Source organism: Actinomycetota bacterium (assembly GCA_040881665.1).
Taxonomy (GTDB): Bacteria; Actinomycetota; UBA4738; order UBA4738; family HRBIN12; genus JBBDWR01.
This window is the reverse complement of sequence record JBBECT010000005.1, coordinates 328242-355018: the sequence shown is the minus strand read 5'-3', so window position 1 is coordinate 355018 and position 26777 is coordinate 328242. Positions and strand designations below refer to the sequence as shown.

The following is a 26777-nucleotide window of genomic DNA, read 5'->3' as shown; positions in this document are numbered from 1 at the left end:
CTCGCGAAGGACCAGGCACTCGTGCGTTACCGAAGTGGGCTCGCGGCCCACTTTCTGTTTCTGGGAGCCGGTGCCGGCCAGGGTCGAGGGAGGGCCCGTAAGGAGGAGATGGACCTGGAAGCGGTGCTGACCCCGGTGCTCGAGAACGAAGGGCTCGAGCTGGTCGAGGTGAAGATGGCCCGGGAGGGCGGCGGACGCGTGCTTCGCGTCACGATCGACCACGCCGAGCAGCCGCTCGACCTCGGCACGATCGCGGCTGTTTCCGACAAGATCTCGCGGCGATTGGACCTCGAGGGGTTCGATCCGGGACCGGGTTCCTACCGGCTCGAAGTGTCCTCGCCGGGGATCGAGCGCTCGCTGATCCGGCCGGAGCATTTCCGGCGGCGTGTCGGTGATCTGGTGAAGGTGAAGACGACGGAGCCGGTGGACGGCTCCAGAACGCATTCGGGCGCGCTCGTCTCGGCCGACGCGGAGGCCATCGTGGTGGCCGCCGACGGCGGAGAGGTTCGCGTCAGGTACGACGACATCGCGTCGGCCCGCACGGTGTTCGACTGGGCGGCCGAGCAGAAGAGGAGCACCCGATGAACGCAGAGATGATCGCTGCGCTCCGCGAGCTGGAGCGTGAGAAGGGCATCGCGTTCGAGACGATCCTCGCGGGACTCGAGGAGGCGATGGCCTCCGCCTACAAGACTTGGTACAAGCAGGAGCATCCGGAGATCGATGAGGAGACCCTCGGTGTCCGTGCGTCGATCGACCCCGAAACCGGCGACCTGCGCATCTGGCTCCAGGAGCTCGAGGAGATCTACCCGGACGAGTCCGAGGCCGTCGTCGAGGTAGCGGCGGAGGCGCCGCCGTCCGGCGATGCCGACACGGCAGTCGCAACGGACGGAGCACCGGAGGCGCAATCCTTCGAGCCCACCGAACCAGCGGAGCCCGTGGAGCCCGAGATCCGCATCGTCTCCGAACAGGAGGTCGAGGTCACCGACGAGTTCAAGGGGCGGATCGGGGCGCAGACGGCCAAGCAGGTGATCTTCCAGAAGCTCCGCGACGCCGAACGGGAGATGACCTACGAAGAGTTCGCCGGACGCGAGGGCGATGTCGTGACCGGGATCGTTCAGCAGTCCGAGCGTCGATACACGCTCCTCGACCTGGGAAAGGTCGAGGCGCTGCTGCCGCAGGGTGAGCAGGTTCCGTCCGAGCCGTACCGCAACGGCGAACGCCTCAAGGCCTACATCACGGAGGTCCGCAAGGGGACGAAGGGCCCGCAGATCGTCGTGTCACGCTCGCACCCCGGGTTGTTGAAGTCGCTGTTCGCGATGGAGGTCCCCGAGATCGACGAGGGCATCGTCGAGATCAAGAACGTGGCGCGCGAGCCGGGCCACCGCTCGAAGATCGCCGTCGCGTCGAACGAGCCTGCCGTGGACCCGGTCGGAGCGTGTGTCGGACCGAAGGGCTCGCGCGTTCGCATGGTCGTGAACGAGCTGCGGGGCGAGAAGATCGACGTGGTCCCCTGGAGCCCGAACCCGGCGGAGTTCGTGGCGAACGCCCTCCAACCCGCGAAGGTGAACCGGGTAGAGACCGACGACTCCACGCAGAACGCTCTCGTGATCGTTCCCGACTATCAACTCTCGCTCGCGATCGGCAAGGAGGGCCAGAACGCGCGGCTCGCCGCGCGGCTGACCGGCTGGCGTATCGACATCAAGTCCGAGAGCCAGCAGCAGGAAGAGGCCCGTGGTCCCGCCCCGGCGCCTCCCGCCCCCGCGGAGCCGGAACCCGCACCCGCACCCCAGCCCGAGTCTGCGCCCGCCGAGGCCGCGGCCGAGGTGCCCGAGCCCGAGCCCGAGTCGGGGACGGACGTGGCACCGACGCCCGTGGCCGAACCGGCGCCGTCGGAGCAGAACGAGGAGGCTCCCGCGGGGAGCTGACGTGGAACGACGTCGGCCGGCACCGGAGCGGACCTGCGTCGGCTGCCGGCAGCGGGCCACCAAGGGTGACCTGCTGCGAGTGGTGAAGGCGCCGGACGGTACCCTGAGGGTGGACCCGGCGGGTTCGGCCCCCGGTCGGGGCGCCTACCTGCATCGGGATCCCGACTGCGTCGCGATCGCGATCGACCGTGGAGGGCTTACCCGGGCCCTGCGGACGGGCGCGTGTGCCGAGGCAGCAGCCAGGCTACGAGCCGAGATCGACGAAGTTGTGGGGGACTCTTGAGGGTTCACGAACTGGCCAAGGAACTGGACATCAGCAGCAAGCAGCTGCTGACGTCGCTCGAGGAGATGGGGTTGGGCGGCGGAACCGCCAGCTCCAGCGTGCCCGACGAGGCCGTCCCGCGCCTGCGTGCGTCCGGCGGCAAAGCCGTGAAGGGTCGCAAGCCCAAGGATGTCCTCGAGGCTCCCACGCCGAAGAAGCGGTCCCCCGCGGCGAAGAAGGCGGCGGCGAAGAAGGCGGCGGCGAAGAAGGCCGTCGAGCCCCCGGCCGGTGCCGATGCCCCCGCCCCGGAGCCCGCGGCCGTGAAGGCCGCCACGAAGACGGCCGCCAAGAAGACGGCCGCCAAGAAGACGGCCGCCACGAAGACGGCGTCCAAGACGACCATACCCGTCGCAGCGAAGACGACGGAAGCACCGTCCGAGGCTGATGCTCCCGCCCCTGCCGCAGCCGCGGAGACCGTACCGACCCCCGCCGCAGCCGCGGTCGCCGAGCCGGCGGCGGCCGAGCCGGGCGCGGACTCAGCCGCCCCGGTTCTCCCGGTCCTGAAGGTCGGTCACGGCGCCACGGCGCAGGAACTCGCCGACAAGATGTCGAAGACGGTCGCCGAGGTCGTGAAGACTCTGTTCGGGTTGGGGGAGATGGCGAGCGCGACCACCTCGCTGTCCGACGACGCCCTCCAGCTCGTGGCGCACGAACTGGGCTACGAGGCCGAGATCGTGGCCGTCGACGAGGACCTCTCGGACGAAGAGCCCGAGGAAGAGGTCGACGAGTCGCTCCTCCAACCGCGGCCGCCGGTCGTCACGATCATGGGCCACGTCGATCACGGCAAGACCAAGCTCCTCGACGCGATCCGCGAAGCGAACGTCGTCGAGGGCGAGTTCGGTGGGATCACCCAGCACATCGGTGCGTATCAGGCGCACGTGGGCGAGCGCGAGATCACCTTCATCGACACTCCCGGTCACGAAGCGTTCACGGCGATGCGCGCCCGAGGAGCGCAGGTGACCGACATCGCCGTCCTCGTCGTCGCGGCCGACGACGGCGTGATGCCCCAAACGGTGGAGGCCCTCGACCACGCGAAAGCGGCAGGGGTTCCGATCGTCGTCGCGGTGAACAAGGTGGACAAGGAAGATGCCGATCCGACCCGCGTCAGGCGACAGCTCGTCGAGCGGGAGATCGTGCCCGTCGAATGGGGCGGGGACTACGAGTTCGTCGACGTGTCGGCCAAGGCGCGGACCAACCTCGAGTCCCTGCTCGACACGATCCTGATCGTGGCCGACCTCGCGGAGCTCAAGGCGAACCCCGAGGGCCGGGCACGCGGCGCGGTGATCGAGGCCCACCTGGACAAGGGGCGAGGGCCGGTCGCCACCGTCCTCGTGCAGCGCGGTTCGCTCGAGGTCGGCGATGCGCTCGTGGCGGGTACGGCGTTCGCGAAGATCCGCGCGATGCAGGATGAGAACGGGCTGACGGTCAAGCGCGCCGGTCCCTCGAAGCCGGTGCTGCTCCTCGGTTGGTCCGCGGTCCCGACGGCGGGAGACGATTTCCGCGAGGTCGCCGACGAGCGTGGGGCACGCCACGTGGCCCAGGAGCGCGAATCGCGCACGCGTGCCGCCGAGCTGGTGACCCCGCGAGCGACGACCTTGCAGGACCTGCTCGCGCAAGCGAAGGACGAGGAGGTGCCCGAACTCAACCTCGTCTTGAAGGCCGATGTCCAAGGATCCCTGGGTGCGCTCACCGACTCGTTCCTGAAGATCCCGCAGGATGAGGTGCGGATCCGCATCATGCGATCCGGGGCGGGCGGTATCACGGAGAACGATGTCCAGCTCGCGATGGCTTCCAACGCGATCGTCGTCGGCTTCAACGTCCGGCCGGACGCCGGTGCCCGGGCCCTCGCCGAGGAAGAAGGCGTCGACGTTCGCCTCTACCGGGTGATCTACGACGCGATCGCCGACGTGCGGCAGTCGCTGTCTGGGTTGCTGTCGCCCTCCCGTGAGGAGGTCGAGAAGGGCCAAGCAGAGGTCCGGGAACTGTTCCGCGTGCCAAAGCTCGGCGTGGTTGCCGGCTGCTACGTGACGGCTGGCACGATCACGCGCGATTCGCGGGCACGGGTCGTGAGGGACGGCGTCGTCGCCTACGACGGGACGATCGGTTCGCTGCGCCGGTTCAAGGACGACGTCAAAGAAGTTGCCCAAGGCTATGAATGCGGGATCGGGATCGCGAACTTCCAGGACATCAAAGAGGGCGATGTGATCGAGGTCTACGAGGTCCGCGAGGTCGCCCGCTCGCTGTAGCGCAGGGCAGTGTCGACGCGCGTCACGAGGTGCTCATGCTCGTCGCGGTGGAACGGTTCGACCTCCGGATCCCCGGTTGTGGCTCGCTCAAAGCGAAGCGGCACGTCGTGAAGGCTCTGACGGGCGGGTTGCGGGCGAAGTTCCCGATCGCGGTGGCCGAAGTGGACCACCAGGATCTCTGGCAACGCAGCGCGATCGGAGTGGCGGTGGTCGGAGGAGAGGGCTACCACCTCAAGCGCGTGCTCCACGAGGTCGAACGCTTCGTGGAGGTCCATCCGGGGGTCGAACTGATCGATCGCGAGGTGTCGATGCACGATCCGGAGGACGCGTGACGGAACACGAAACGACCCCGGGGATCGGAGCGCCACGGGCGCCACGCCCCCCTGGGGAGTCGAGCGCCCGACCGAGCCGCGTTGCCGAGGAGATCCGTGAGGTGCTGGCCCAGGAGCTTCCGAGCCTGAAGGACCCGAGGATCGGTTTCGTGACGATCACCGGCGCGAAGGCTTCGCCCGATCTGCGGCATGCGTGGATCTACTACACGACGATGGGCTCGGACTCCGAGCGCAGGGCGACCGCAGCCGGGCTCCGCTCGGCGACGCCGCACCTGCGGTCGGTCGTCGGTCGTCAGGTACGGTTGAAGTTCCTGCCCGAGCTGCACTTCGAGCAGGACCCGACCCGGGAGCAGGGAGAGCGGATCGACGAGCTGCTGCGGCAGCTCCACGAGCGGGGGGACGGATGAAGGAGCAGGCTGCGCGGTACGAGCTCGATCGAGCCACTGCGGTTCTCGCGGAAGCGTCGTCGGTCGCGATCGCTTGTCACGTGAATCCCGACGCGGACGCTCTGGGGTCGATGCTGGGGTTGTCGAACTTCTTGCGCACGCGCGGGACCACCACCGTCTGTTCCTTCCCGAACGAGCCCCTCGAGCCGCCGCGCTGGGCGGCGTTGCTGCCCGGCAGCGACGATCTCGTTCCCGTGAAGGAGTTCCCCAAGCGTCCCGAGGTCATGGTCACCTGCGACTGCGCGTCGTCCGACCGGCTCGGTGCGCTCGGAGGCGCCGCGGCGAAGGCCGGGGAACTGATCTGGATCGATCATCACGTGAGCAACGACGGGCTCGGGACGATCGGTCTGATCGATCCCACGGCCTCGTCGACGGCCGAGGTCGTGTATCGCCTCGTGCGCGCGATCGGGGGAGAGCTCCCGGTCGAGACCGCGGTGTGCCTGTACGCGGGGATCGTTACCGACACGGGACGGTTCCAGTACGAGGCGACCTCGCCGGAGACCCTTCGCGTGGCGGCCGAGCTACGCGAGCGCGACTTCGACCATGCGCGGCTCGTGCAGGCGCTCTACGAGGACAATCGATTCGCCTACATCCGACTGCTCGGCGCCGCACTCCAGCGGGCGGTGCTGGAGGCGGACGATCGGTTCGTCTGGACCTATCTCACGCAGGCCGATCTGCAAGGGTCGGGTGTGCATCCGCAGGAGACGGACGATCTGATCGATGCGATCCGCACCTCCCGCGAGGCCGACGTCGCAGCCGTGTTGAAGCAGCAGAAGGACGGCCGATTCAAGGTGTCGATGCGCTCACGTGGCGACCACGACGTGGCCGCCGTCGCGGCGGCCTTCGGCGGCGGCGGACACCGGCTGGCAGCCGGGTACACCTCGAAGCACGGACTCGCCGAGAGCGTCACCCGGATCCGCGCCGCTCTGCGCGGCGAGCCCGTCGCTCCGTGAGCGATCCCCGCCATGGTGGCGCGCGCGGCGACGGCACAGGTCCCGACGGTCTGCTCGTGATCGGCAAGCCCGGCGGAGCCACGTCGCACGACGCCGTCGACACGATCCGCCGGGCGCTCGGCACGCGCAAAGTCGGTCACGCGGGCACGCTCGACCCGATGGCTACCGGCGTCCTGCTCGTCGGCGTCGGACGGGCCACACGCCTGTTGCGGTTCCTCGCGGACCTTCCGAAGACCTACGAGGGCACCGCGCGCCTCGGGGTGACGACGGACACCCTCGACGCGCTAGGGGAGATCGTGGCCACCTCAGCCGTCGAGGTGGGGACCGCGGAGCTCGATGCCGCAGCCGCGGCGCTCGTGGGGGCATCGATGCAGCGTCCTCCCGCGTACTCGGCGGTCAAGGTGGGCGGACGCAAGCTCTACGAAGCCGCTCGCGCCGGAGAACGACTCGAGGCGGATGCCCGACCGATCCACGTCGAGCGGTTCGCGGTCACACGGTTCGAAGCCCCGGACATCGATTTCCGCGTGACGTGTTCGAGTGGGACCTACGTGCGGGTGCTGCTGGCCGACGTCGGCGACCGTCTCGGGTGCGGCGCCCACCTCACGCGGCTCGTTCGAACGCGGATCGGTCCCTTCGCAATCGAGGACGCGACCCCTCCGGACGACCCGGGCGCGCCGCTGCCGATGGATCGAGCGGTCGCCCATCTCCCACACCTGGATCTGCATCCCGAAGAGGCGATCGCCGCTTCGCACGGAAGGATCCTCGGGCCCGCCGGGATCGCGGGTCCCTACGGCGTCTTCGCGCCCGGCGGGCGCCTGATCGGGATCTACACCGATGAAGGCACGAAGGCGCGCCCCGAGGTGATCATCGCCCCGGCCGACGCCGACCGGACTCCCGGCTAGAGTGGCCCGGGCTCGGGGGGCGCTTCCTCGGGGTCCGCTTCGGTCTGGTGACGCCACCAGACCTCGCGTACCTCCGAGACCATGGCTGCGGTCCCGACGGCGATCGCCGCCCCGAGCAGGACGCCGCCCACCGTGTCGGTGAACCAATGGGCGTTGAGGAAGACCCGTGAGGACGCCATGAGCAGGGTGATCCCGACGGCCGTCAACTCCCAACGCAGGCGCCGACGGCCCGGTTTGAGCAGGACGATCACCAGGCAGACCGCGGTCGCGGCGGTCGCCGAAGCGTGGCCGGACGGGAACGACGCGCCGCTGGTGGCGACGAGTGGCGCCGGCGGCCGTGGCCGGTCGTACACCACCTTTGCTATCGAGGTGCTCGCCTCGACGAAGACCCACGTCAACAGCCACGCGGACAGTGCCGCCCATCTGCGTCGGTAGATCAGCCAGGCGGCGACACCGATCCGGATCGGTGTCGTGACCCAGACACTGCCGAGGACATCGAGCACCTTCGCGAACTCGTCGACGAGGCCGACGCGGATCCGGTTCACCACCTCGTACAGGTCGAGGTCGAAGCGATCGATCGAGGCCCGGGTGACGGCGTTACCCATCAGGACGAAGAGCGCGACGAGCGTGATGCCGAGGACGACCGCCCAGGCGAGCGCTCGACGATGATCGTGGAGCATCTCGCGACGCCGCTCGACGATCGCGGGCGGGCGCGCGTCTAGCCGGGACACGGTGGTGCTCCCGCCCCGCAGAGGGGGACACCCACCTCCTCGTCGACCTGGGCCGCGACCTCGTCCCTGGGAACGAACGAGAGGGCGGTGGAGCCCTCGGCGAACAGGGTCGAAGGGCTCTCGGGTGGAAGCACGAACTCCACGGTCACGCAGGCACCCGGGTACCGGTAGTAGGTCGTCCCGGGCAGGATCCGATCGTCGGCCTCGATGGGAAGCACGAACTTCGAGGTCCCGATCTCGTCCCCTTGCGCTCGCTGCGGCCGGGCGTCACCGACGTCGCATGCCGGTGTCAGGCTCACCCGGAGCGCATCCGATCCGCCCCGGTCGTTGTCGAGTGTGAAGACGGTGTTGCCACGCGCGACGGTCATGCCGCCGAAGCCCCACCCGGCCGGCAACACCTCGATACACGGGAGCAGCGTCGCCTCGGGGATCGACTGTGCGACGAGGACCCTGGCCGGCAGGTCCGCCTCGGTTCGGCACATCGGCGCACCGACGTTGTTCGTGGCACACGCCGTCAGTCCCGTTACCGCGAGGGCGAGGCAACAGACGATCAGGCCACGGGTGATGAGACGGACGGTCACAGGATCCCCCGCTGGATCATGCTGAACGCGAGGGACAGCAGGATCAGCCCCGAGAGCGCGACACCGGTGGTGAGGCCGACCCGGCGCCAGCTCCATCGCTGGATCGAGATGCGTTCGTTCGCGGGCGCGAGCTCGCGGAATCGCGCGACGAGGTCGGTGCCGTCCTTCTTGTTCTCCGCTTTCAGCTCCGCGCGCAACTGCGACGGGCTCGCCATCCCGTAGGTCGCGGCGAATGCCTCGGAGATCTCTTCCGGCGTGAAGAACGCGAGCGCCCGCTCGTAGACCCGCTCGGGTTCGGAGTAAAGCCCGAGAACAAGCATCATGTTGGCAAGGTCGACCGCCTGCCTCCACGGGGAGGGGCGGACCTGCCCGAACGCGACGTCGATCACCTGGAGGCGTCCGTCGCGCACGAGCAGGTTCGCGGGCTTGATATCGCGGTGGGCCAGGCCCGCGTCCCAGAGTTTGCGCACCAGGAGGAGGCCGTCGTCGATCACGCGGTCATCGACCTCCGCTTCCGAGATCTCCGTGGCACCGTCGAAGAACTCGGTGACGATCAGGTACTCGCGTTCCGGGGTGATCTCGACGATGCCGTACGGATCGGCGACGGGGATCCCGGAGTCGCGCATCAGACGCAACGCGTAGTCCTCGTACTCCACCAGTTGGCGGACCGACTTGAACGGTTTCTCGTCCTCGAGTGCTCCGTAGCGGATCGTGCGGCCGGTCTTATACCAGCGATCGGCGCGGACGTGCTGGGTCGCGTAGAGCTTGGCGAACAGGTACGGGGCCGATGCCCCTTCGACCCGCAGCCGCATCGGGCTCGAGCCGCCGGAGCCCGCGAGTCCGAACGGTTCGATAGCGACGACCTGCAGGCCGAGCTCGTCCGCCACGGCACTCCGGATCGCTTCGCCGCGCGGCCCGTCCAGGTCCAGGTGAGCGGAGTTCCCCCGGCCGTAGGCGACCGGGAAGGTGTCGTTCGGGCAGAAGATGCGGAACGCTCCGACGGCGAAGACGAAGCCGAGCAGAGCACCGGTCAGCGCATCCGAGGCGTGGGCGACGCCCAGGTAGACCTGGGCGAGCGCCACCGCGGCGATCAAGACCCCTGCCGCCCACTTGGCCCGGTACCGCCAACGGCCATGGGGAAGCAGCGCGTACGCCATACCCATCGAGATCATCGCGATCGTGGCCACGTCGCGCGAGGGGAACGAGGGTCCCTCCCACCCGCCGAGGATCACGATCCCGAGTGGGCGAGGCCGTTCGAAGAGCGCTTGCAGCTGGAAGACCGTCATCTCGAGCGCCAGGATCGCGATCACGAACACGACGAGGTGGCGCCAGCGCCGGAAGACGATGAGCACGAGCATCGTCGACCAGCCGAGCAAGCGGACGAACCACAGCCCGGTCAGATCGTGCGCGGCGTCGGCGATCGTGGTGAGCCACCCGGTCCGGTGCTCGGCGAGCCATCGCATCGGGGCGACCTCGAACCGTTCGCTCGCTGCTCCTCCGCCGGCGGAGAAGAACAGGAACAGCACCGCGGTCGCGATCGAGACCAAGGCCAAGGTCAGTACGAACCGACCGGACGCGCCGAGGTCGCCGCGCGGCAACGGCGGCGGTTCGCCCGAGGGACGCCGGCGAACGGCGCCGGGCAGCACCCGCCGGTCACGCTCCTCGGCCAGGCCGGGATCGATCGGTCCGCTCGTGTCCGTCGTCTGTTCCCCTTCCTGCGTTCCCCTGCGGTTCCGACCGACGGGGGCTAGCCCGCCGGACCCTCCCTGAGACCCTCGCGCGCGAGCCACTCCGCCGCCACGGCGCTCGGGGAGCGTCCTCGATCCATCAGCTCGTCCATCACCGCGACCTCCCGGGTCGTGAGCCTACGGGAGACGGCGTCGACCCTCTCGACGAGCTCGGGGCCGAACCGTTCGACGAGCTCGCGGCGGATCACCGGCACGACGTTCTGCGCCGGTTGCAGGTCGCGATCGTCCTCGAGCACCACGAAATCGTTCAACAGCACGTCCGCGTCGGTGGTGAACACCTGAGCGACATCCACCACGCCCTCGGAGAGTGCCTGCGCGGTCACCGGTCCACCCACGTCGAGAGGGACGAAGCCCTCGAAGCGCAAGTCGTAGACACGCTCGAGGCCCGGCAGGCAGGTGGGACGGAGAGGACACTCCGGGGGTCCCCCCAGCACGAATCGCGGACCGAGATCGTGCAGATCGCTCACCCTGCGCAGGTCGTGCTGTTCGGCCGTGGCGCGGGTGACGGCGAGCGCATCCCGGTCCTCGGCGGGGGCGGCGGCGAGCGCCCGCAGTCCGATCGGGGCCAGCGCTTCCGACAGCCGCGCGCGCGTTCCCTGGGTGCCGATCCCCGATGCAAGCCGGTCCGAGTAATACTCGAGGGCTGCCCCCGCGTACTCGGGGACCAGCTCGAGCATCCCGAGCTCGAGCGCCGGGAGGACGATCTCGCGCGGTCCGATATCCAGCCGCCGTTCGACGCGGAATCCCCCAGCCTCGAGCGCCTGACCGTAGAGCTCGGCGAGCAGGAGACTCTCGTTGAAGTTGAAGGCGCCGATCGTGACGGTGTCATCGCCGAGGGCGCTCCCGGTCGTCCCGACGGGGGCGTCGTTCGCGTCGTTGCTGAGGCCGGCCGTGCACCCCGCCCCCACGAGTGTCACGAGGGCGAGGGCTGCGAGCATCCGGCCGAGTCGATTGAGAGGTCCGAGCATCCGCACCGATGGTAGGCGCTCGGGCTCGACCGGGCGCAGACTGCTCTCGGGTACCCTGCCCGGCGATGGGAACCGGCCGGATGCACGTGCACCGCGGGCTCGACGCCTCGCCGCTCGACGTCCCGGCATCGGTGGTGACGATCGGGTTCTTCGACGGGGTCCACCTCGGCCACCAGACGGTCCTTCGCACGGCGGTCCGCGCGGCCCGGGCCCGCGCGGTTCCGGCGGTGGCGGTGACCTTCGACAAGCACCCGCGGGAGATCCTTACGCCGGGCAAGGAGCCGCGGCTGCTCACGACCGTCGAACGCAAGGCCGCGCTGATCTCGGAGACCGGTATCGATCACCTCGTGGTCCTCGAGTTCAGCGAACGCCTCTCGAGGTGGACGCCCGAGGCATTCATGCAGCGGGTCTTGAGCCAGGGGCTCCACGCGTGCCATGTGGCGATCGGAGCGAACTTCACCTTCGGGCACAAGGCCTCCGGCACGATCGAGACGCTGCGAACCGAGGGCGAAAGATTCGGATTCACCGCTGAGGCGGTCGATCTGATCGACGTCGACGGTCGCCGTGTGTCGTCCTCCTCGATCCGCGAGGCGCTGGCGGCGGGCGACCTGGACTGGCCGACGACGGCTCTCGGACGTCGATTCGTGCTCGACGGCGAGGTGGTTGCCGGCGCAGGTCGTGGAAAGGGGCTCGGGTACCCCACGGCCAACCTTCGGACCTGGCCGCGGCTGCTCCTACCCGGCGCCGGGATCTACGCGGGCGCCGCGAACGTCGCAGGCGGTCGGTTCGTTGCGGCGATCAGTTGCGGGACCAACCCGACGTTCGGGTCCGAACCCCTGCACGTCGAGGCCTACCTGCTCGACTACGCGGGGGGCGAGCTCCGTGGTGGTCCGATCGCCGTGGAGTTCCACGCGCGGCTGCGCGACGAGACCCGCTTCGACTCAGCTGATGAGCTGACCCAGGCGATCGCGGTCGATGTGGCTCGCACCCGAAAGCTCGTAGACCTCGGCGGGGAATGAGAGCCGTTGACCTGCGCTGAGCGCGAGTGCCGACCGTCTACGGGAGCTTCACGTACGACTTCAGGAACGAGCGCACCCCGGTCGTGTCGAGCCGCTGGGTCTGGTCCAACGCCTGGCAGGAGCCGTCTCCCCAACTCGTGACCGAGGCGATCACGGTGCCCGTCCCGACGAAGTGCGGGCCGCCGGAATCGCCGAAACATGTGCCGCCACCGCCGGTCGCGGCGTTGTTCATGTGCAGTCGCAGGTGGACCGTGTCGAGACCGAGGGCGGGCGAGGTCGAGTACCGGCGTGTGCCGTCATAGACGATCGTGGACGGAATCGTGGATGCGTCCAGCGTCCCGCCGTATCCGACATTGGTGAAGCTCTGGGAGGTCAGAGTCCCCATCTTCTTCATCGTGCCGAGCAGATCGGCCTTCGGCAACGACGCGGGCGTGATGCCACGAACGGCCTTGTCCAACAGGACGACGGCGACGTCGTTCTCGCCGCGGGCCTCATCGAAGCCCGGGTGCGAAACGTATCTACCACCGAAGAAGGTGCCGCGCGTGGGGTCGAAGACCGGATCGAAGGTGACCTTGATATCGTGCACGCCGAGCGCGGGCAGCCCGACCGTGCAATGGGCGGCCGTCAGCACGATCTTCGGCGCGATCAGTGTTCCGGTGCACCACGCGCGCATGCCTCCCTGCGGGTCCGGGATCGCGAGCACACCGACGTTCGGGTGCGCCTTCCCATCCACCGTTCCGTGGGTGATCGCCGATGCGGGGAGTGCGGCCGACACGACGAGAGACGCCATCGCCAGGACAACGGTCGAACGGATCGTTCCACGCACTGGAAGTCCTCTCGGTGAACCGGGTCAGGGGAACCGCTGGGCATCGGAACCGTCGATCGCCGCCGATCGCGTCTCCGAGCCGCCGAAGGACACGGTACTGCAGCGGTGGGGCGGAGCGCTTCCGCCGCAGGTCGATGATCGCTAGGTCGTCGGTCCTGGGCCGCCCGAGGGACGCGGGCCGGGAACGGACCAGGATGAGGCACGGGCCGGCGACCCTCCCCGGTCACCGGCCCGCTCAGCTCCCCCTGGGGCTCAGCTCAGGAGGCCTGTCCCCCGATCGTAGCGAGCCGAGCCCGGCTCGGCCTCCGGCGGAAGGCTCGATCGCCTCGGTCCTTCGTCCCTCGGTGTCCGGGACCCCTGCCCTGCACGTCCGTCCCGGATCCGTGCGCGCGACCGATCGTGGGCCAGGCGTGAGCTGGTAGCCTTCCCCCTGCATATGGCGCTGACGACGGAAGAGAAGACCCAGCTGATCGGTGAGCACCGACGGTCGGACACCGACACCGGTTCCGCCGAGGTACAGATCGCGATCCTGAGCAAGCGGATCGCCGACCTCACGGAGCACCTGAAGGCCCACGCCAAGGACCACGCGTCCCGGCGCGGGCTGCTCCAGATGGTCGGTCGCCGCCGAAGGATGCTCGAGTACCTCAAGGGTGAGGACATCGAGCGCTACCGCGAACTGATCGCCCGCTTGGGTCTGCGGCGCTGACGCGGCTGCCGGGGCGACCCCGAGAGGCCCGTCGCACGAGGAGGAGATGCCGCAGGACCAGCCCTGAACCATCCGAGGGCGGACGGTACCGGGTCGGTTCTCAGTAGCGAGTCCCCGAACGCGCCCCCGCGGCGCTCGGAGATTCACCACTGACAACTGGCCGCGCCGCCGCTTCTCCCGCAGTCCACCCACCACCATCGCGCGCCGGACGGGTGCGCCGCTATCCAAGGAGGAATGGCCGATGGCCATCACCAAGCTTTCCCGACAGATCGGGAACCAGACGATGACGCTCGAGACCGGGCTGCTCGCACCGCAGTCCCAGGGAGCCGTCGTCGTCACCTACGGCGAGACGCAGGTGCTGTGCACCACGAACTCCGCCAAGCCCCGCGAGGGCCTCGACTTCTTCCCGCTGACGGTCGACGTCGAGGAGAAGATGTACGCCGCCGGGAAGATCCCGGGCAGCTTCTTCCGCCGCGAGGGACGCCCCGGCGAGACCGCCATCCTCACGGCGCGTCTGACCGACCGCCCGCTGCGGCCAAGTTTCAAGGAGGGCTACAACGACGATGTTCAGGTCGTGATCACGGTCCTGTCCGTCGACATGGTGAACCCCTACGACATCCCGGGCATGAACGGCGCGAGCGCCGCGACGGTGCAGGCGGGGTTGCCGTTCGAGGGGCCGATCGGCGCCGTCCGGATGGGCCTGATCGCCGACGGCTGGGTCGTGAACCCGACGTTCCAGGACGCCGAGGAGGCGACCTTCGACATCGTCGTCGCCGGCCGCCGCAACGACGCGGGTGAGATCGACGTGCTGATGATCGAAGGTGAGGCGCCCGAGAACACGTGGACCCTGATCGGCGACGGTGCGACCGCCCCGACCGAGGAGATCGTGGCCGAGGGACTCGAGGCCGCGAAGCGCGCGATCGCCGAGGTGATCGACTTCCAGAGCGAGTTCATCGGGATGCTCGACGTGGAGCCGCAGCCGTTCGAGCCGAAGAAGGCGTTCACCGACGAGGTCTGGGCTGCGGTCGAGGCCTTCGCCAAGAGCCGCCTGCCGGGCGCGCTCGTGCCCCAGAAGAAGCAGCGTGAGACGAAGCTATCCGAACTCAAGGACGCTCTGAAGGAGCACCTGCAGCAGACCTGGGGCGAGGAGAAGTTCGGGGAGGTCTCCTCGCAGATCTCTCCCGCCTTCAAGGATCTGCAGAAGAAGGTCATGCGCAGGAAGGTGATCGACGAGGGGATCCGGCTCGACGGCCGGACGCCGACGGAGCTGCGGCCCCTGTCGGCGATCGTCGGCCTGCTCCCCAGGGCGCACGGCTCGGCCGTCTTCCAGCGCGGTGACACGCAGGCGCTGAACATCACCACGCTCGGCATGCTGCGGATGACCCAGATGATCGACACGCTCGATCTCGAAGAGACGAAGCGCTACATGCACCACTACAACATGCCGCCGTTCGCGAACGGCGAGACCGGGCGGATCGGCAGCCCGCGGCGTCGTGAGATCGGTCACGGCGCCCTCGCCGAACGTGCGTTGATGCCGGTGATCCCCTCCGACGAGGAGTTCCCCTACACGCTGCGTCTCGTATCCGAGATCCTCAGCTCGAACGGGTCGACATCGATGGCGAGCGTGTGCTCGTCGGCGCTCTCGCTGATGGATGCGGGGGTGCCGATCAAGGCGCCGGTCGCTGGCATCGCGATGGGCATGATCGCCGAGGGAACGACCTACGTGACGCTCACCGACATCCTCGGTGCGGAGGACGCCTTGGGCGACATGGACTTCAAGGTCGCCGGCACCGACGAGTTCGTCACCGCGATCCAGCTCGACATGAAGGTGACCGGGCTTCCCTCGGCCGAGCTCGTGAAGGCGCTCGGCCAGGCGAAAGAGGCGCGGACGAAGATCCTCCAAGTGATGCACGACGCGATCCCCGGTCCGCGCACCGAGGTGAACCCGAAGGCTCCGCGCATCCTCACGGTGACGATCCCGGTCGAGAAGATCGGCGAGGTGATCGGACCGAAGGGCAAGCGGATCAACGAGATCATCGCGATGACCGGAGCCGACATCGACATCCAGGACGACGGCACGGTGTTCATCGGCTCGCGCGAGGGAGCCGGGGCCGACGAGGCCGCGAAGATGATCGACGAGATCGCGAATCCCCGTCCCTTGTCGGTGGGTGAGGAGTTCGACGGCCATGTGGTGAAGACGACGACCTTCGGGGCGTTCGTGAACCTCGTTCCCGGACGCGACGGGCTGGTCCACATCTCGAAGCTGGGCAAGGGAAAGCGCCTGAACAGCGTCGAGGAGGCCGTCAAGGAGGGCGACACGATCCGTGTCCGCATCGAGGACATCGACGCGATGGGCAAGGTCAGCCTGAAGCCGGTGGGTCCCGAGTGGGACGCGCCCGAGGGATCCGGCGGTGACGGGGGAGATCGTCGGCCGCGCGATCGAGACCGGGGCGGGGATCGCGGCGACCGTGGCGGCGATCGCGGTGGAGATCGCGGCGACCGTGCCGGTGACGGACGACGCCGACGCCGCCGGCGGCCGGGCGGGGACCGCTCCGAAGGCGGGGCGCCGTCGGGCGAGTCCGGTGGCTCCGGCGACGTGGAGAACTGAGCCCGGCCCGGCGTGGCGATCCAGCGAACGGGGTTCGACTCCGGACTGCGGGTGGTCACCGATCGCATGCCCGCCGTGCGATCGGTGGCGATCGGCTTCTGGGTGCTGGCGGGCTCGCGCGACGAAGAGCCCCGGATCAGCGGTGCGTCCCACTTCCTCGAGCACCTGCTGTTCAAGGGCACGAAGACGCGTAGCGCGCTCGATATCGCCGAGGCGTTCGACGCCGTCGGCGGTGATCTCAACGCGTTCACGGCGAAGGAAACGACGTGCTTCTACGCCCGTGTCCGCGATCGCGATCTGCCGATGGCGATCGATCACCTCGCGGACATGCTCCAGCACAGCACGGTCCGGAAGGCGGATCTCGACGCCGAGCGGCAGGTGATCCTCGAAGAGATCAACATGCACGAGGACGCGCCCGACGAGGTCGTCCACGACCTGTTCACCGAGACCCTCTGGCCCGGCCACCCCTTGGGACGGCCGATCCTCGGGACCCGCGACACGATCGAGAACGCCACCGGTGAACGGATCCGCCGGTTCTACGGGAAGTACTACGTGCCCGGGAACGTGGTGGTCGCGGCGGCCGGGAATCTGCAGCATGACCAGCTGATCGCCGAGTTGCGTCGGAGGGTGGACACCGGCCGCATCCTCCGCGGGGGCGGGACGTTCAACCGGCGGGCCGCAGGGGAGGCACCGGTCTCCTCGGCTGCTTCACTCGTCCGCCGCCGGAAGACCGAACAGGCACACATCTGCATCGGAACCGATGGCCTGTCACGCACCGACCCCGATCGGTTCGCGTTCCTGGTCGTGAACACGGCGCTCGGGGGCGGGATGTCCTCGCGGTTGTTCCAGCAGATCCGTGAGAAGCGCGGGCTCGCCTACGCGGTCTACAGCTACCAATCGCAGTTCACCGAGGCAGGCCAATGGGTCGCCTACGCCGGCACGACACCCTCCCGAGCGCAAGAGGTCGTCGGGCTGATCCGGGCGGAGATCGATGCACTTGCCGGCGGGGGTCTGCTCAAGGACGAGTTCGAACGCGCGAAGGGGCACGTGAAGGGATCGATCGTCCTGTCTCTCGAGGACCCCAGCAGCAGGATGTCGCGGATCGGAAAGTCGGAGATCGCACAGGGCGAGATCCTGACGGTCGACCAGACCCTCCGTCGGATCCAGGCGGTGACGATCGACGATGCGCGCCGGGTCGCGCAGCGGGTACTGTCGCGACCGATGACCCTTACCGTCCTTGGACCGTTCGGCGCGCGGGCGTTCGCGAGCGCAACGCCGTCCCGGCGCGCCGCGAAGCGGAGCTCGGAGGGGAGCGGCCGAGCATCGTGATCCGGGTCGGGGTGATCGGGGCGTGCGGGCGGATGGGGCAGATGGTCTGCCGCGCGGTCGTCGACGACCCGGAGCTGGCACTGGTCGCCGCCGTCGATCGCTCTCGGACCGGAGAGTCGATCGGAACCCTGATCGGCCATCCGAAGCTCGACGTCCTCGTCACCGACGAACTGGACGTGTTGCTGCAGGAGGAGGTCGAGGTCGCGGTCGATTTCACCCATCCGGATTCGGTGCTGGACGACGTGCGGTGGTGTGTCGCGCACGCTGTGAACCTCGTGGTCGGCACGACCGGCCTCGGGCCCCGCGACCTCGACGACGTCGCGAGCCAGCTCGCATCCGAGGGCGGCGAGTCGAACGTGGTCGTCGCTCCCAACTTCGCGCTCGGCGCCGTGCTCATGGAACGGTTCGCAGCGATGGCCGCCCACGTGTTCCCGGCCGTCGAGGTCATCGAGCTCCACCACGACGGGAAGGCCGATGCTCCGTCGGGGACGGCGATGGCGACCGTGCGACGGCTGCTCGACGAGCGAGGCGAGCCCTACCGAGGACCCGAGGGTGAGGTCGTCCCCGGCGCTCGAGGCGGGGACGTGGACGGGGTCCGCGTGCACTCCGTGCGGCTCCCGGGGCTCGTGGCGCACCAGGAGGTCATCTTCGGAGGGCAGGGCCAGACGCTCAGGATCCGACACGATGCGATGGATCGTTCGAGCTTCATGCCGGGGGTCCTGCTCGCGGTCAAGGCCGTTTCGACCCGCCCGGGACTCACCGTCGGACTCGAGCCGCTGCTCGAGCTTCCGGAGGGCGGAGGACGGAACGCGTGAGCGGGGGCTTCGCCGTGGTCCTGGCCCACCCGGACGACGACACATGGGGGATCAGCGGAACGGTCGCCCAACACGCGGACGACCCCGGCTTCGCGTTCACCCTGATCCTCGCGACGAGTGGGGACGCTGGCGAGATCGCCGACGGGAGCCTGGCCACGCCCGAGACCCTGGCCGGTGTGCGCGAGGAGGAGGACCGGGCCTCGTGGAGGACCCTCGGTCGCGAGCCGGACCGGCTCGAGTTCCTGCGCTACCGGGACGGCGCGCTCGCGGACGCGGATCGGGGCGAGCTCGTCGGACGGATCGCGGACATCCTGCGCGAGGCTCGTCCCGATGTCGTCGCCACGTTCGGTCCCGACGGGATCACGGGCCACGCTGACCACGTCACGATCGGCGAGGCCGCGACCGAGGCCTTCCACACGATCCGGGCGGAGGGCGGCAGCGGATTCTCCCGGTTGCTGTGGAACGTGGTGAGCCAGAGCGAGATCGATGCGATGAACGAGTGGCTCGTCGCGAGCGGGCAGGAGCCGTTCGATCCCACGCAGCCGTTCACTCCGCGCGGGGTTCCCGACGAGACGCTCGGTGTGCTCGTGGACACCTCGTCGGTGTGGCCGCGCAAGCTCCAGGCGCTGCGCGAACACCGCACCCAGGCCGACGGGCAGGGGTTCCCCGACGGGATCTGGCCCGAGGTGTTGGGCCGCGAGCGGTTCGTGATGGCGTGGCCCGAACGCGCCCCCGGCGCTCCGGTGCTCGGCGACGTCTTCGAGGCGCTCTGAGCCGGGTCAGACCGTCCGTAACTCCTCGACGCGCAGCACGTCGCCCTCGGTCGTCACGAGGATCCCCTCGCATTCGGCGAGCGCCTCGATCGCCGAGCCGGTGAGCCCCTCGGCCGCATGCTCGATCAGCGGGGTGTGGGAGACGGCGAGGGCGCGGCCACCCTCGGGCATCTGATCCAGCAACGCGCGGACCGTTGCCGACATCCCCTCGGGGGAGGGGTCGCCCGGCTCGGCGCCGGCCAGTCCCGGGACGACGGCATGGTCGGCGGGAAGCGGCTCGCCACGTCCCCGCAGGAACCACGCCAGCGTCTCGGCGGCGCGCTGCGCCGGTGACACGAACGCCGCCGTGTAGCCTCCCGGCAACTCGCGCCCGACGTCTTCGGCTTGGGCGCGTCCCTCGGGCGAGAGCCGGTCCGCGTTCGGATCGCGCCTCGCGTGGCGGCGGAGTTCCAGCGATTTGATGGTGGCGTGCGCTCCTTCGGGTCCGTTCCTGTGGAGGGGACGGGAAGTCGTGTAGCATGCCCGCCTCGTGAGCACTCTCCGCAGGTACCTCGCGTTCTCGGTCGCCCTCGCGGCGGTCGTCGCCCTCGTCGCGGGATGCACGGACGAGGCCGAACCGACGCCCAACGACTCTCCCTCCTCGACCGCTCCCGAGACCCCCGGACCCGAAGGATCGGTCGCGCTCAAGGGTAAGTACCTGTATCAGAATGCCGGACTCCGTGTGACGGCGGACTTCGACGGTAACGTCGGCACGCTGCTGATCATCAACAAGACGGGGCGCGACGTTCCCGAGCCCTCCCTCTACATCCGAGCCGCCGACGACGGCGCCCGCGTCCAGGGGACGGTCGAGGCTGCGAGCGGGATCGAGGACGACAAGCGCAAGGAGTTCGCCTTCGAGTTCCCGCCGACCGTGAACCCGAACACGATCGGGTTGCTGTTCCTCGTGATGGGCGAGGACGACTACGGCGCCTTCGTTCCGCCCACCGCGGGCTGAGCCCTCAGTCGTTGGCGCGGCTCGCCGGCTCGGTTTCTCCGGCCGCCCATCGAGCGAGCACGAAGAGCAGATCGCTGAGCCGGTTGAGGTACCGCTGCACCTCGGGGTTGATCCCGCCCGGCGGCGCATCGAGCAACCCTGTGGTGAGGCGCTCGGCGCGCCGCACGACCGCACGGGCCAGATCGATCCCCGCGCTCGGCGCGTTCGTCCCCGGAACGATGAAGACGTTCGGCAGCGGATGTTGCGCCACGAGCGCGTCGATCCGTCCTTCCAGGCGCCGTGTCATGTCCTCGGTCACGAGCGAGACGCCCGGTTGCAGCTTCTCGCGCTCGGACGGATTGGTTGCCAGGTCGGCGCCGACGACGAACAGCTCGCGCTGGAGCGTCAGGAGGTCGCCCGCGAGCGCCGGATCCTCACACGCGGCGCGCGCGAGGCCGATCGCGGCCACGGCCTCGTCGATCGTCCCGTACGCATCGGTGATCGGGTCGGACTTCTGCACGCGCCCGCCGTAGAGCAGGCCCGTCGTGCCGTCATCTCCGGTCTTGGTGTAGATACGGGGCATCGGCCGCTAGGATAGCCCCCGGGGCACTCCCCGGAGCGGTGCCCCCGGAGGGAGGGAGCCGCATGGCCGGCAGGTTCGGAGCGGTCGTCACCGCGATGGTGACGCCCTTCCACGAGGATCACACGCTCGATCTCGACGGCGCCCAACGACTCGCCCGCCGTCTGTTCGACACCGGGACCGATGCGATCGTCGTCGCGGGCTCTACCGGTGAGGCCCCGACGTTGACCACCCGCGAGAAGCAGGATCTGTTCACGGCGGTCGCCGAGGCGTCGGCGGACAAGGGCAAGGTGATCTGCGGTGCAGGCACCTACTCGACCGCCGAGACACTCGAGCTCAGCACCGCGGCGCACGAGGCCGGCGCCGACGGGTTGCTCGTCGTCACGCCTTACTACAACAAGCCTCCGCAACGCGGGCTCGTCGCGCACTTCGAGGCGGTCGCTGCCGAGACCGATCTCCCGATCATCGCTTACAACATCCCGGGCCGGACGGCGACGCGTATCGAACACGAGACCCTGCTCTCGCTCGCCGAGATCACCAACATCGTCGCCGTGAAGGACTCGACCGGCGATTTCCAGGGGATCTCCAAGCTGATCGACCAGGCGCCGCCCGACTTCGAGGTCTACTCGGGGGACGACTGGGCCACGTTCGGCTACATGTGTCTTGGTGCGAAGGGTGTGGTCAGCGTCGCGAGCCATCTCGTGGGTTCTCGGATCGGACAGATGATCGACCTGATCGAGACCGGAGACGTCCCCGCGGCGCGGAAGATCCACCAGGAGCTGTCGCCCCTGTACAACACCCTGTTCATCACCTCGAACCCGATCCCGATCAAGGCCGCGCTCGAGATCCTGGGGCAACCGAGCGGTCCTCCCCGCCTCCCGCTGGTTCCCGCCACCGAGCAGGAACGCCAACGCGTCCGTGTCGCGCTGGCCGACGCGGGGCTCATCTAGGAGCTGGGAGCGGCCGGCAGGGATTGCCTTGTCCTGCATCGACCGGGTAGCGTTCCCGCCATGCCTACTCAGAGCAACCCTCACCCCTCGCGTCCGATCGGCCTCGGGAGATCCGCTCGCGGTCTGCTGATCGCGACGCTCGCGTTCTCGGTTTCGCTCGGCCTTCTGGCAGCACCGGCGTCAGCGGGGATCGGCGATCTCGATCTGCAAGGAACGACGGGCCGAGAGCTCTCGCCCGCAACCCCGATCGCGGGCGGTCCGGGCGGCGACCCCGCGCCCCGCGGGTCCCAGGACCTGGTGCTCACCGCGACGCCGGTGAAGGTTCCCCTCGGTGGGAAGACCGAGTTGGAGGTCGAGCTCGCCGCTTTCGACGGCACGAATCTCGAGGTCGAGCTGTACCGCCGCACACACGGAGGCTCGGAGCAGTTCCTTCGCACGATCACCGTCGGAGCGCAGGGCAGGGGCACGGCGACCGTGAAAGACCTCAAGTACGACACGCGGTTCCGCGCGGCATGGACGGGTGACGCCACCTACGGCCCGGCCGAGGACATCGCGAACGTTCGCGTGAAGGCGAAGGTCACCGGCAAGCTGCTCCGCTTCCAGAGGAAGCAGGGCAGGACCCGCTTCTACAAGCAAGGCAAGCCCGTCTTCTACGTCGCGAAGGTGGCCCCGAACCACGCGAACGACCCGGCCGTGATCCGCCTGCAGGCGCGCGTCAACGGCAGATGGCGCAACCTCGACGTGTTCAAGGGCAGGCTGAACGCCGACAGCTTGATCGGTGTCAAGCTCGGGGGAACGAGCGGGGCACCGACGGGGGTCACGTTCCGGTTCCGGTGCGAGTTCGGTGGGGGGCACGGGAACCTGCCCGACAACAGCCCCTGGGCGAACTTCCGCTTCTTCGCCTGATCGCGCCTTCGGTCGGTCGGCGTCCGGGAGCGTACCCAGCTCGGGCGGTCCTGGTCGCGCGAGCTAGGATGGGCGCCGATGAGTGACCGTCCCCAGCGTGGAACCGGCCGGCACCCGGCTGCGCCCGCGCAGCTGGTGTTCCTGGGTGGCGTGGGCGAGGTCGGCAGGAACATGGCTTGCCTCGAACTGGACGGACGGATCCTGTTGATCGACGTCGGGCTGTCATTCCCGAACGCGGACATGCCGGGCGTCGACCTCGTGCTCCCCGACTTCGAGTACGTGCGAGATCGTGCCGCCGACATCGAGGCGGTCGTCCTCACCCACGGGCACGAGGACCACATCGGAGCCCTGCCGTATCTGCTCCGCGAACTCGACGATCTGCTCCCCGTCTACGCGACACCCTTCACACTCGCGCTGCTGCACGGCAAGCTCGAGGAGCACCAGGTGCGCGACCACGCGGACTTCCGCGAGGCCGAGGTGGGGGGTGGGGCCAGCATCGGTCCGTTCACGATGCGCTTCCTCCACGTCACGCACTCGATCCCCGACGGGATGGCGGTGGCGATCGACACCCCGTTCGGCTCGATCCTCCACACGGGCGACTTCAAGATCGATCAAACCCCGCTCGACGGGCGTCCGACGGACCTGCACGGGATCGCGCGCGAGGCAGAGCGGGGTGTGCACCTGCTGCTGTCGGACTCCACGAACGCGGAGGAAGCCGGGTACACCCAGAGCGAACGCAGCGTCGGCCCCGTGCTCGACGACATCGTCGCGGGCGCCGAGCAGCTCGTGGTTGTCGCGTGCTTCTCGAGCCACATCCACCGCGTGCAGCAGGTGGTCAACGCAGCCCGCGAGAACGAGCGCGTCGTCGCCTTCCTCGGTCGATCGATGCACCAGAGCGTGCGTGCCGCGCGCGAGCTCGGCATCCTCGACGTGCCCGAGTCGGATGTGATCCTTATCGAGGATCTCGACAAGATGGACCCCTCGCGTGTCGTCGTCGTATCGACGGGGTCACAGGGTGAGCCGTTCTCGGCCTTGTCGCTGATGGCCGCGCGCGAACACAAGTGGGTGAAGCTGTCGGCGGGGGACACAGTGGTGCTGTCCTCGTCGCTGATCCCCGGCAACGAGCCCGCGATCCATCGCGTGGTCGACGGGCTCTATCGCACGGGCGCCGACGTGTTCCACGTCCCGGCAGCGCAAGTGCATGCGTCCGGACACGCGAGCTCCGAGGAGCTGCGATTGATGTTGAACATGGTCCGCCCTCGTTGGTTCATCCCGATCCACGGGGAGCGCCGGCACCTCTCGCACCATGCGCGCATCGCGGTCGAGACGGGGGTCGAGGCCGACCACGTGCTGATCGCCGAGGACGGCGACATCGTCGACATCGACGATCAGGTCCGGATCACCGGCCGGGCGCCCGCGGGGATGACCTTCGTTGACGGTCTGGGGATCGGAGATGTCGGAGGAGAGGTGCTGCGCGACCGCCGCAAGCTGTCGGGGGACGGGGTGGTCGTGGCGGTCGTGACGATCGATGCCCACCACGGTGAGCCGGTCGGCGATGTGGAGCTGGTCAACCGGGGGTTCGTCTACGACGAAACCTCCGCGGACATCCTTGAAGAGGCACGGAATCGCGTCATGCTGTCCTTGGAGGGAAGCGCCAAGGACGAGGTGACCGACCGCACGGTCCTGCAGCAGAACGTCCGGCGCGTCCTCGCGAGATACTTCTTCGAGGTCACCAAACGCAAGCCGGTGATCCTCCCCATCGTCATGGAGGTGTAGGTGTCCCCGAAGCGGAAGGCTTCCCCCAAGCGCTCCTCCGCTGCGTCGAAGAAGGGGTCGGGACGCTCGAAAGGCTCACCCAGCCGCACTCCCGTCCGGGCCCACCTCGCCCCGTGGGCGCGCGATGCGTTCGGGATCGCGCTCGTGGTCCTCGCGCTCCTGTCGGTGCTCGCCCTCTGGTTCGACGCCGCCGGGGTCGCGGGCCGCGGCATCGAGTGGGCGCTCGAGGGAGCCTTCGGCCTCGCGGCGATCGTGTTCCCGGTCGTCGGGATCTGGTGGGGGATCGTGCTCCTGCGAGGATCCGAGGAGGAGGAGCGTCTTCGGATGTTCATCGGCTTCGCGCTGGCGACCGCCGGCATCCTCGGCATCGTGTCGATCGTGAACGGCAACCCCGCGCCCGCCGACGGCTGGGACGGTGGCGGCGGAACCGGGATCGCCGAAGCGGGCGGTCTGCTCGGCGCTCTCGTCGGATGGCCGCTCGCGACGACCCTGTCCGCGCTCGGGGGCGGCATCGTATGCGGCGGACTCGCGTTCCTCGGACTGCTGATCTTCTTCGGGACACCGCTGTCGCAGATCTGGGTGCGCGTCAAGGAGATCGCCGCGAGTGAGGCGATCTCCAGGGCGTTCGGCTTGCGGGCGGGCGACGACGAGCAAGGGCTGATCGACGACCCGACCGAACCGGTCCACGGCCGGCGCGTGCTGCGCAGCGACGAGGACGACGCGTCGAACACGATCATCGTCCCGGATGCGGGCGATGCCGGGGTCGTCGCCGAGCCCGCTCCCGCGAAAGTCCCGCTCCCGGTCGACGAGCTCGAGTCCGAGTCTCCGGCGCCCGTCGCTCCCACCGTTGCCGCCGCCGCCGCGACGAAGATCCCGCAGGACGCCTACGAGCTCCCGCCGTTGGACCTGCTCCGCGCGGCGCCGTCCAAGGAGGCCGACACCAGCGACGAGGAACACACGATGGACGCCCTCGAGCGGACCTTCTCCACGTTCGGGGTCGAGGCACGAGTTCCCACCGCCCACCGCGGGCCGACCGTAACGCTGTACGAGGTCGAGGTCGGTGCCGGAACGAAGGTGAACAAGGTCCTGAACCTGTCGGACGACATCGCCTACGCGCTCGCGACACCCGACGTGCGCATCATCGCCCCGATCCCCGGCAAGTCGGCGATCGGCGTCGAGGTGCCGAACAAGGTGCGCGACTTCGTCACCCTCGGCGACATCCTCCGGAGCAAGGTGGCTCGCGACGACACGGCACAGCTCGCGGTGGCGCTCGGCAAGGACGTCCACGGCCGGGCGCAGATGGTCAACCTCGGGAGGATGCCGCACGTGCTGATCGCCGGGGCGACCGGAGCGGGCAAGTCGAGCCTGATCAACTCCTTCGTCACGTCGATCCTGATGCGGACCGATCCCGACGAGGTCAAGCTCGTGCTGATCGACCCGAAACGCGTCGAGCTCTCGCACTTCGCGGATCTGCCACACCTGCTCTCACCGGTGATCGTCCACCCCAAGCGCGCAGCCGAGGCGCTCGGATGGGTCGTCCGCGAGATGGAGAACCGGTACGAGCTGCTCGCGATGTGTGGCGTCCGCGACATCGACGGGTACCGCGAGGGGCTCCAGGAGGGGACGCTGCGGATCCCGCCCGGCCAAGAGGAGAAGTTCGTCGATTTCCCCTACCTCGTCGTGGTGATCGACGAGCTCGCCGACCTGATGATGGTCGCGCCGCGCGACGTCGAGGACGCGATCTGCCGCATCGCGCAGATGGCGCGGGCCGTCGGGATCCATCTCGTCGTCGCCACCCAGCGGCCGTCGGTCGACGTGGTCACCGGGTTGATCAAGGCGAACATCCCGAGCCGGATCGCGCTCATGACCTCGAGCCAGGCGGACTCGCGGGTGATCCTCGATTCGAACGGAGCCGAGAAGCTCGTCGGTCACGGCGACATGCTCTACGCGCCCGCGAACGCGAGCAAACCGAGCCGCCTGCAGGCCGCCTGGGTGACCGAGAAGGAGATCCACGCGGTCGCCGAATGGATCCGCGCGCAACGGGAGGTCGTCTACGAGGCGACCGTCGAAGGCCTGGGCAAGGCGCCGACCGCCGAGGAGGAGGCCGCCGCTGTCACCGGGGGAGTGGGGGACGACGATGACCTGCTCCGCCAGGCCGCCGAGCTCGTGATCCGCTCCCAGCTCGGCTCGACCTCGATGCTGCAGCGCAAGCTGAAGGTCGGCTTCGCGCGCGCCGGCCGGCTGATGGACCTGATGGAGGAGCGGGGCATCGTGGGCCCCTCCCAGGGGTCCAAGGCCCGCGATGTGCTCCTCACGTGGGAGGAGTGGGAGCAGTCCCGCTCGACCGCCCGCAGCGCCTGAG

26 protein-coding genes are annotated in these 26777 nt (G+C 69.0%); 19 read left to right on the top strand and 7 right to left on the bottom strand.

Annotation, left to right across the window (positions count from 1 at the left end; translation table 11 throughout):
- The first annotated feature begins 108 nt into the window (after positions 1–108).
- The 8 genes from rimP to truB are packed head-to-tail and all read left to right on the top strand — an operon-like array spanning position 109 to position 7126.
- Positions 109–585 carry a ribosome maturation factor RimP gene (gene rimP / locus WEF05_07435; GenBank protein ID MEX1101715.1) on the top strand — a complete coding sequence of 159 codons (477 nt, stop codon included), beginning with the start codon at positions 109–111 and terminating at the stop codon, positions 583–585.
- Complete coding sequence (gene nusA / locus WEF05_07430; GenBank protein ID MEX1101714.1) at positions 582–1925, top strand: transcription termination factor NusA; 1344 nt, start codon at positions 582–584, stop codon at positions 1923–1925. The genes rimP and nusA overlap by 4 nt, the downstream gene beginning before the upstream one ends.
- Before the next feature lies 1 nt (position 1926).
- Positions 1927–2208: a YlxR family protein gene (locus WEF05_07425; protein MEX1101713.1), complete on the top strand. Its 282-nt coding sequence runs from the start codon at positions 1927–1929 to the stop codon at positions 2206–2208.
- Complete coding sequence (gene infB / locus WEF05_07420) at positions 2205–4493, top strand: translation initiation factor IF-2 (protein MEX1101712.1); 2289 nt, start codon at positions 2205–2207, stop codon at positions 4491–4493. The genes WEF05_07425 and infB overlap by 4 nt, the downstream gene beginning before the upstream one ends.
- Positions 4494–4528: 35 nt before the next feature.
- Positions 4529–4825, top strand: a complete 297-nt coding sequence (locus WEF05_07415) for a DUF503 domain-containing protein (protein MEX1101711.1) — start codon at positions 4529–4531, stop codon at positions 4823–4825.
- Positions 4826–4848: 23 nt separating this feature from the next.
- Positions 4849–5232 carry a 30S ribosome-binding factor RbfA gene (gene rbfA / locus WEF05_07410; protein MEX1101710.1) on the top strand — a complete coding sequence of 128 codons (384 nt, stop codon included), beginning with the start codon at positions 4849–4851 and terminating at the stop codon, positions 5230–5232.
- Positions 5229–6224, top strand: coding sequence for a bifunctional oligoribonuclease/PAP phosphatase NrnA (locus WEF05_07405; protein MEX1101709.1), 996 nt, complete (start codon positions 5229–5231; stop codon positions 6222–6224). The genes rbfA and WEF05_07405 overlap by 4 nt, the downstream gene beginning before the upstream one ends.
- The gene (gene truB / locus WEF05_07400) at positions 6221–7126 is read left to right on the top strand and encodes a tRNA pseudouridine(55) synthase TruB (protein MEX1101708.1); all 906 of its coding nucleotides are present in this window, start codon (positions 6221–6223) and stop codon (positions 7124–7126) included. Before WEF05_07405 ends, truB begins: the two co-directional genes overlap by 4 nt.
- Here truB and WEF05_07395 read toward each other — a convergent pair.
- The 4 genes from WEF05_07395 to WEF05_07380 form a co-directional block, all read right to left on the bottom strand.
- Complete coding sequence (locus tag WEF05_07395; GenBank protein MEX1101707.1) at positions 7123–7857, bottom strand: phosphatase PAP2 family protein; 735 nt, start codon at positions 7855–7857, stop codon at positions 7123–7125. The genes truB and WEF05_07395 overlap by 4 nt on opposite strands.
- Positions 7845–8438, bottom strand: a complete 594-nt coding sequence (locus WEF05_07390) for a hypothetical protein (GenBank protein MEX1101706.1) — start codon at positions 8436–8438, stop codon at positions 7845–7847. Before WEF05_07390 ends, WEF05_07395 begins: the two co-directional genes overlap by 13 nt.
- Positions 8435–10084, bottom strand: coding sequence for a phosphatase PAP2 family protein (locus tag WEF05_07385; protein ID MEX1101705.1), 1650 nt, complete (start codon positions 10082–10084; stop codon positions 8435–8437). The genes WEF05_07390 and WEF05_07385 overlap by 4 nt, the downstream gene beginning before the upstream one ends.
- A gap of 101 nt (positions 10085–10185) precedes the next feature.
- Positions 10186–11154: an ABC transporter substrate-binding protein gene (locus WEF05_07380; protein ID MEX1101704.1), complete on the bottom strand. Its 969-nt coding sequence runs from the start codon at positions 11152–11154 to the stop codon at positions 10186–10188.
- A 65-nt stretch (positions 11155–11219) separates the two neighbouring features.
- Here WEF05_07380 and WEF05_07375 point away from each other — a divergent pair, with 65 nt between their 5' ends.
- Complete coding sequence (locus WEF05_07375) at positions 11220–12173, top strand: bifunctional riboflavin kinase/FAD synthetase (protein ID MEX1101703.1); 954 nt, start codon at positions 11220–11222, stop codon at positions 12171–12173.
- A 37-nt stretch (positions 12174–12210) separates the two neighbouring features.
- Here the strand turns inward: WEF05_07375 and WEF05_07370 are convergent, their stop codons facing one another.
- Complete coding sequence (locus WEF05_07370) at positions 12211–12963, bottom strand: trypsin-like serine protease (protein ID MEX1101702.1); 753 nt, start codon at positions 12961–12963, stop codon at positions 12211–12213.
- Between the two features lie 472 nt (positions 12964–13435).
- Here WEF05_07370 and rpsO point away from each other — a divergent pair, with 472 nt between their 5' ends.
- The 5 genes from rpsO (at position 13436) to WEF05_07345 (ending at position 19230) form a co-directional block, all read left to right on the top strand.
- Positions 13436–13705, top strand: coding sequence for a 30S ribosomal protein S15 (gene rpsO / locus WEF05_07365; protein MEX1101701.1), 270 nt, complete (start codon positions 13436–13438; stop codon positions 13703–13705).
- Between the two features lie 241 nt (positions 13706–13946).
- Positions 13947–16313 carry a polyribonucleotide nucleotidyltransferase gene (locus tag WEF05_07360; protein MEX1101700.1) on the top strand — a complete coding sequence of 789 codons (2367 nt, stop codon included), beginning with the start codon at positions 13947–13949 and terminating at the stop codon, positions 16311–16313.
- A 12-nt stretch (positions 16314–16325) separates the two neighbouring features.
- Positions 16326–17642 carry a pitrilysin family protein gene (locus tag WEF05_07355; protein ID MEX1101699.1) on the top strand — a complete coding sequence of 439 codons (1317 nt, stop codon included), beginning with the start codon at positions 16326–16328 and terminating at the stop codon, positions 17640–17642.
- Complete coding sequence (gene dapB / locus WEF05_07350; GenBank protein ID MEX1101698.1) at positions 17639–18457, top strand: 4-hydroxy-tetrahydrodipicolinate reductase; 819 nt, start codon at positions 17639–17641, stop codon at positions 18455–18457. The genes WEF05_07355 and dapB overlap by 4 nt, the downstream gene beginning before the upstream one ends.
- Complete coding sequence (locus tag WEF05_07345) at positions 18454–19230, top strand: PIG-L family deacetylase (GenBank protein MEX1101697.1); 777 nt, start codon at positions 18454–18456, stop codon at positions 19228–19230. The genes dapB and WEF05_07345 overlap by 4 nt, the downstream gene beginning before the upstream one ends.
- Positions 19231–19236: 6 nt before the next feature.
- Here the strand turns inward: WEF05_07345 and WEF05_07340 are convergent, their stop codons facing one another.
- Positions 19237–19767, bottom strand: a complete 531-nt coding sequence (locus WEF05_07340) for a histidine phosphatase family protein (protein MEX1101696.1) — start codon at positions 19765–19767, stop codon at positions 19237–19239.
- On the opposite strand from WEF05_07340, the gene WEF05_07335 reads away from it, so the two are divergent.
- The gene (locus WEF05_07335; protein ID MEX1101695.1) at positions 19760–20224 is read left to right on the top strand and encodes a hypothetical protein; all 465 of its coding nucleotides are present in this window, start codon (positions 19760–19762) and stop codon (positions 20222–20224) included. The two genes, WEF05_07340 and WEF05_07335, sit on opposite strands and share 8 nt — an antisense overlap.
- Before the next feature lie 4 nt (positions 20225–20228).
- Here the strand turns inward: WEF05_07335 and WEF05_07330 are convergent, their stop codons facing one another.
- Entirely contained in the window at positions 20229–20786 is a 558-nt protein-coding gene (locus WEF05_07330; GenBank protein MEX1101694.1) for a cob(I)yrinic acid a,c-diamide adenosyltransferase, read from the bottom strand.
- Between the two features lie 62 nt (positions 20787–20848).
- On the opposite strand from WEF05_07330, the gene dapA reads away from it, so the two are divergent.
- From dapA to WEF05_07310, 4 genes are all read left to right on the top strand, one after another.
- Positions 20849–21733, top strand: coding sequence for a 4-hydroxy-tetrahydrodipicolinate synthase (gene dapA / locus WEF05_07325; protein MEX1101693.1), 885 nt, complete (start codon positions 20849–20851; stop codon positions 21731–21733).
- A 60-nt stretch (positions 21734–21793) separates the two neighbouring features.
- Positions 21794–22639 (top strand): hypothetical protein, encoded by an 846-nt coding sequence (locus WEF05_07320; GenBank protein MEX1101692.1) that lies wholly within the window; start codon positions 21794–21796, stop codon positions 22637–22639.
- Between the two features lie 78 nt (positions 22640–22717).
- Positions 22718–24415 (top strand): ribonuclease J, encoded by a 1698-nt coding sequence (locus WEF05_07315; GenBank protein ID MEX1101691.1) that lies wholly within the window; start codon positions 22718–22720, stop codon positions 24413–24415.
- Complete coding sequence (locus WEF05_07310) at positions 24416–26776, top strand: DNA translocase FtsK 4TM domain-containing protein (GenBank protein ID MEX1101690.1); 2361 nt, start codon at positions 24416–24418, stop codon at positions 26774–26776.
- Position 26777: the final 1 nt, after the last annotated feature.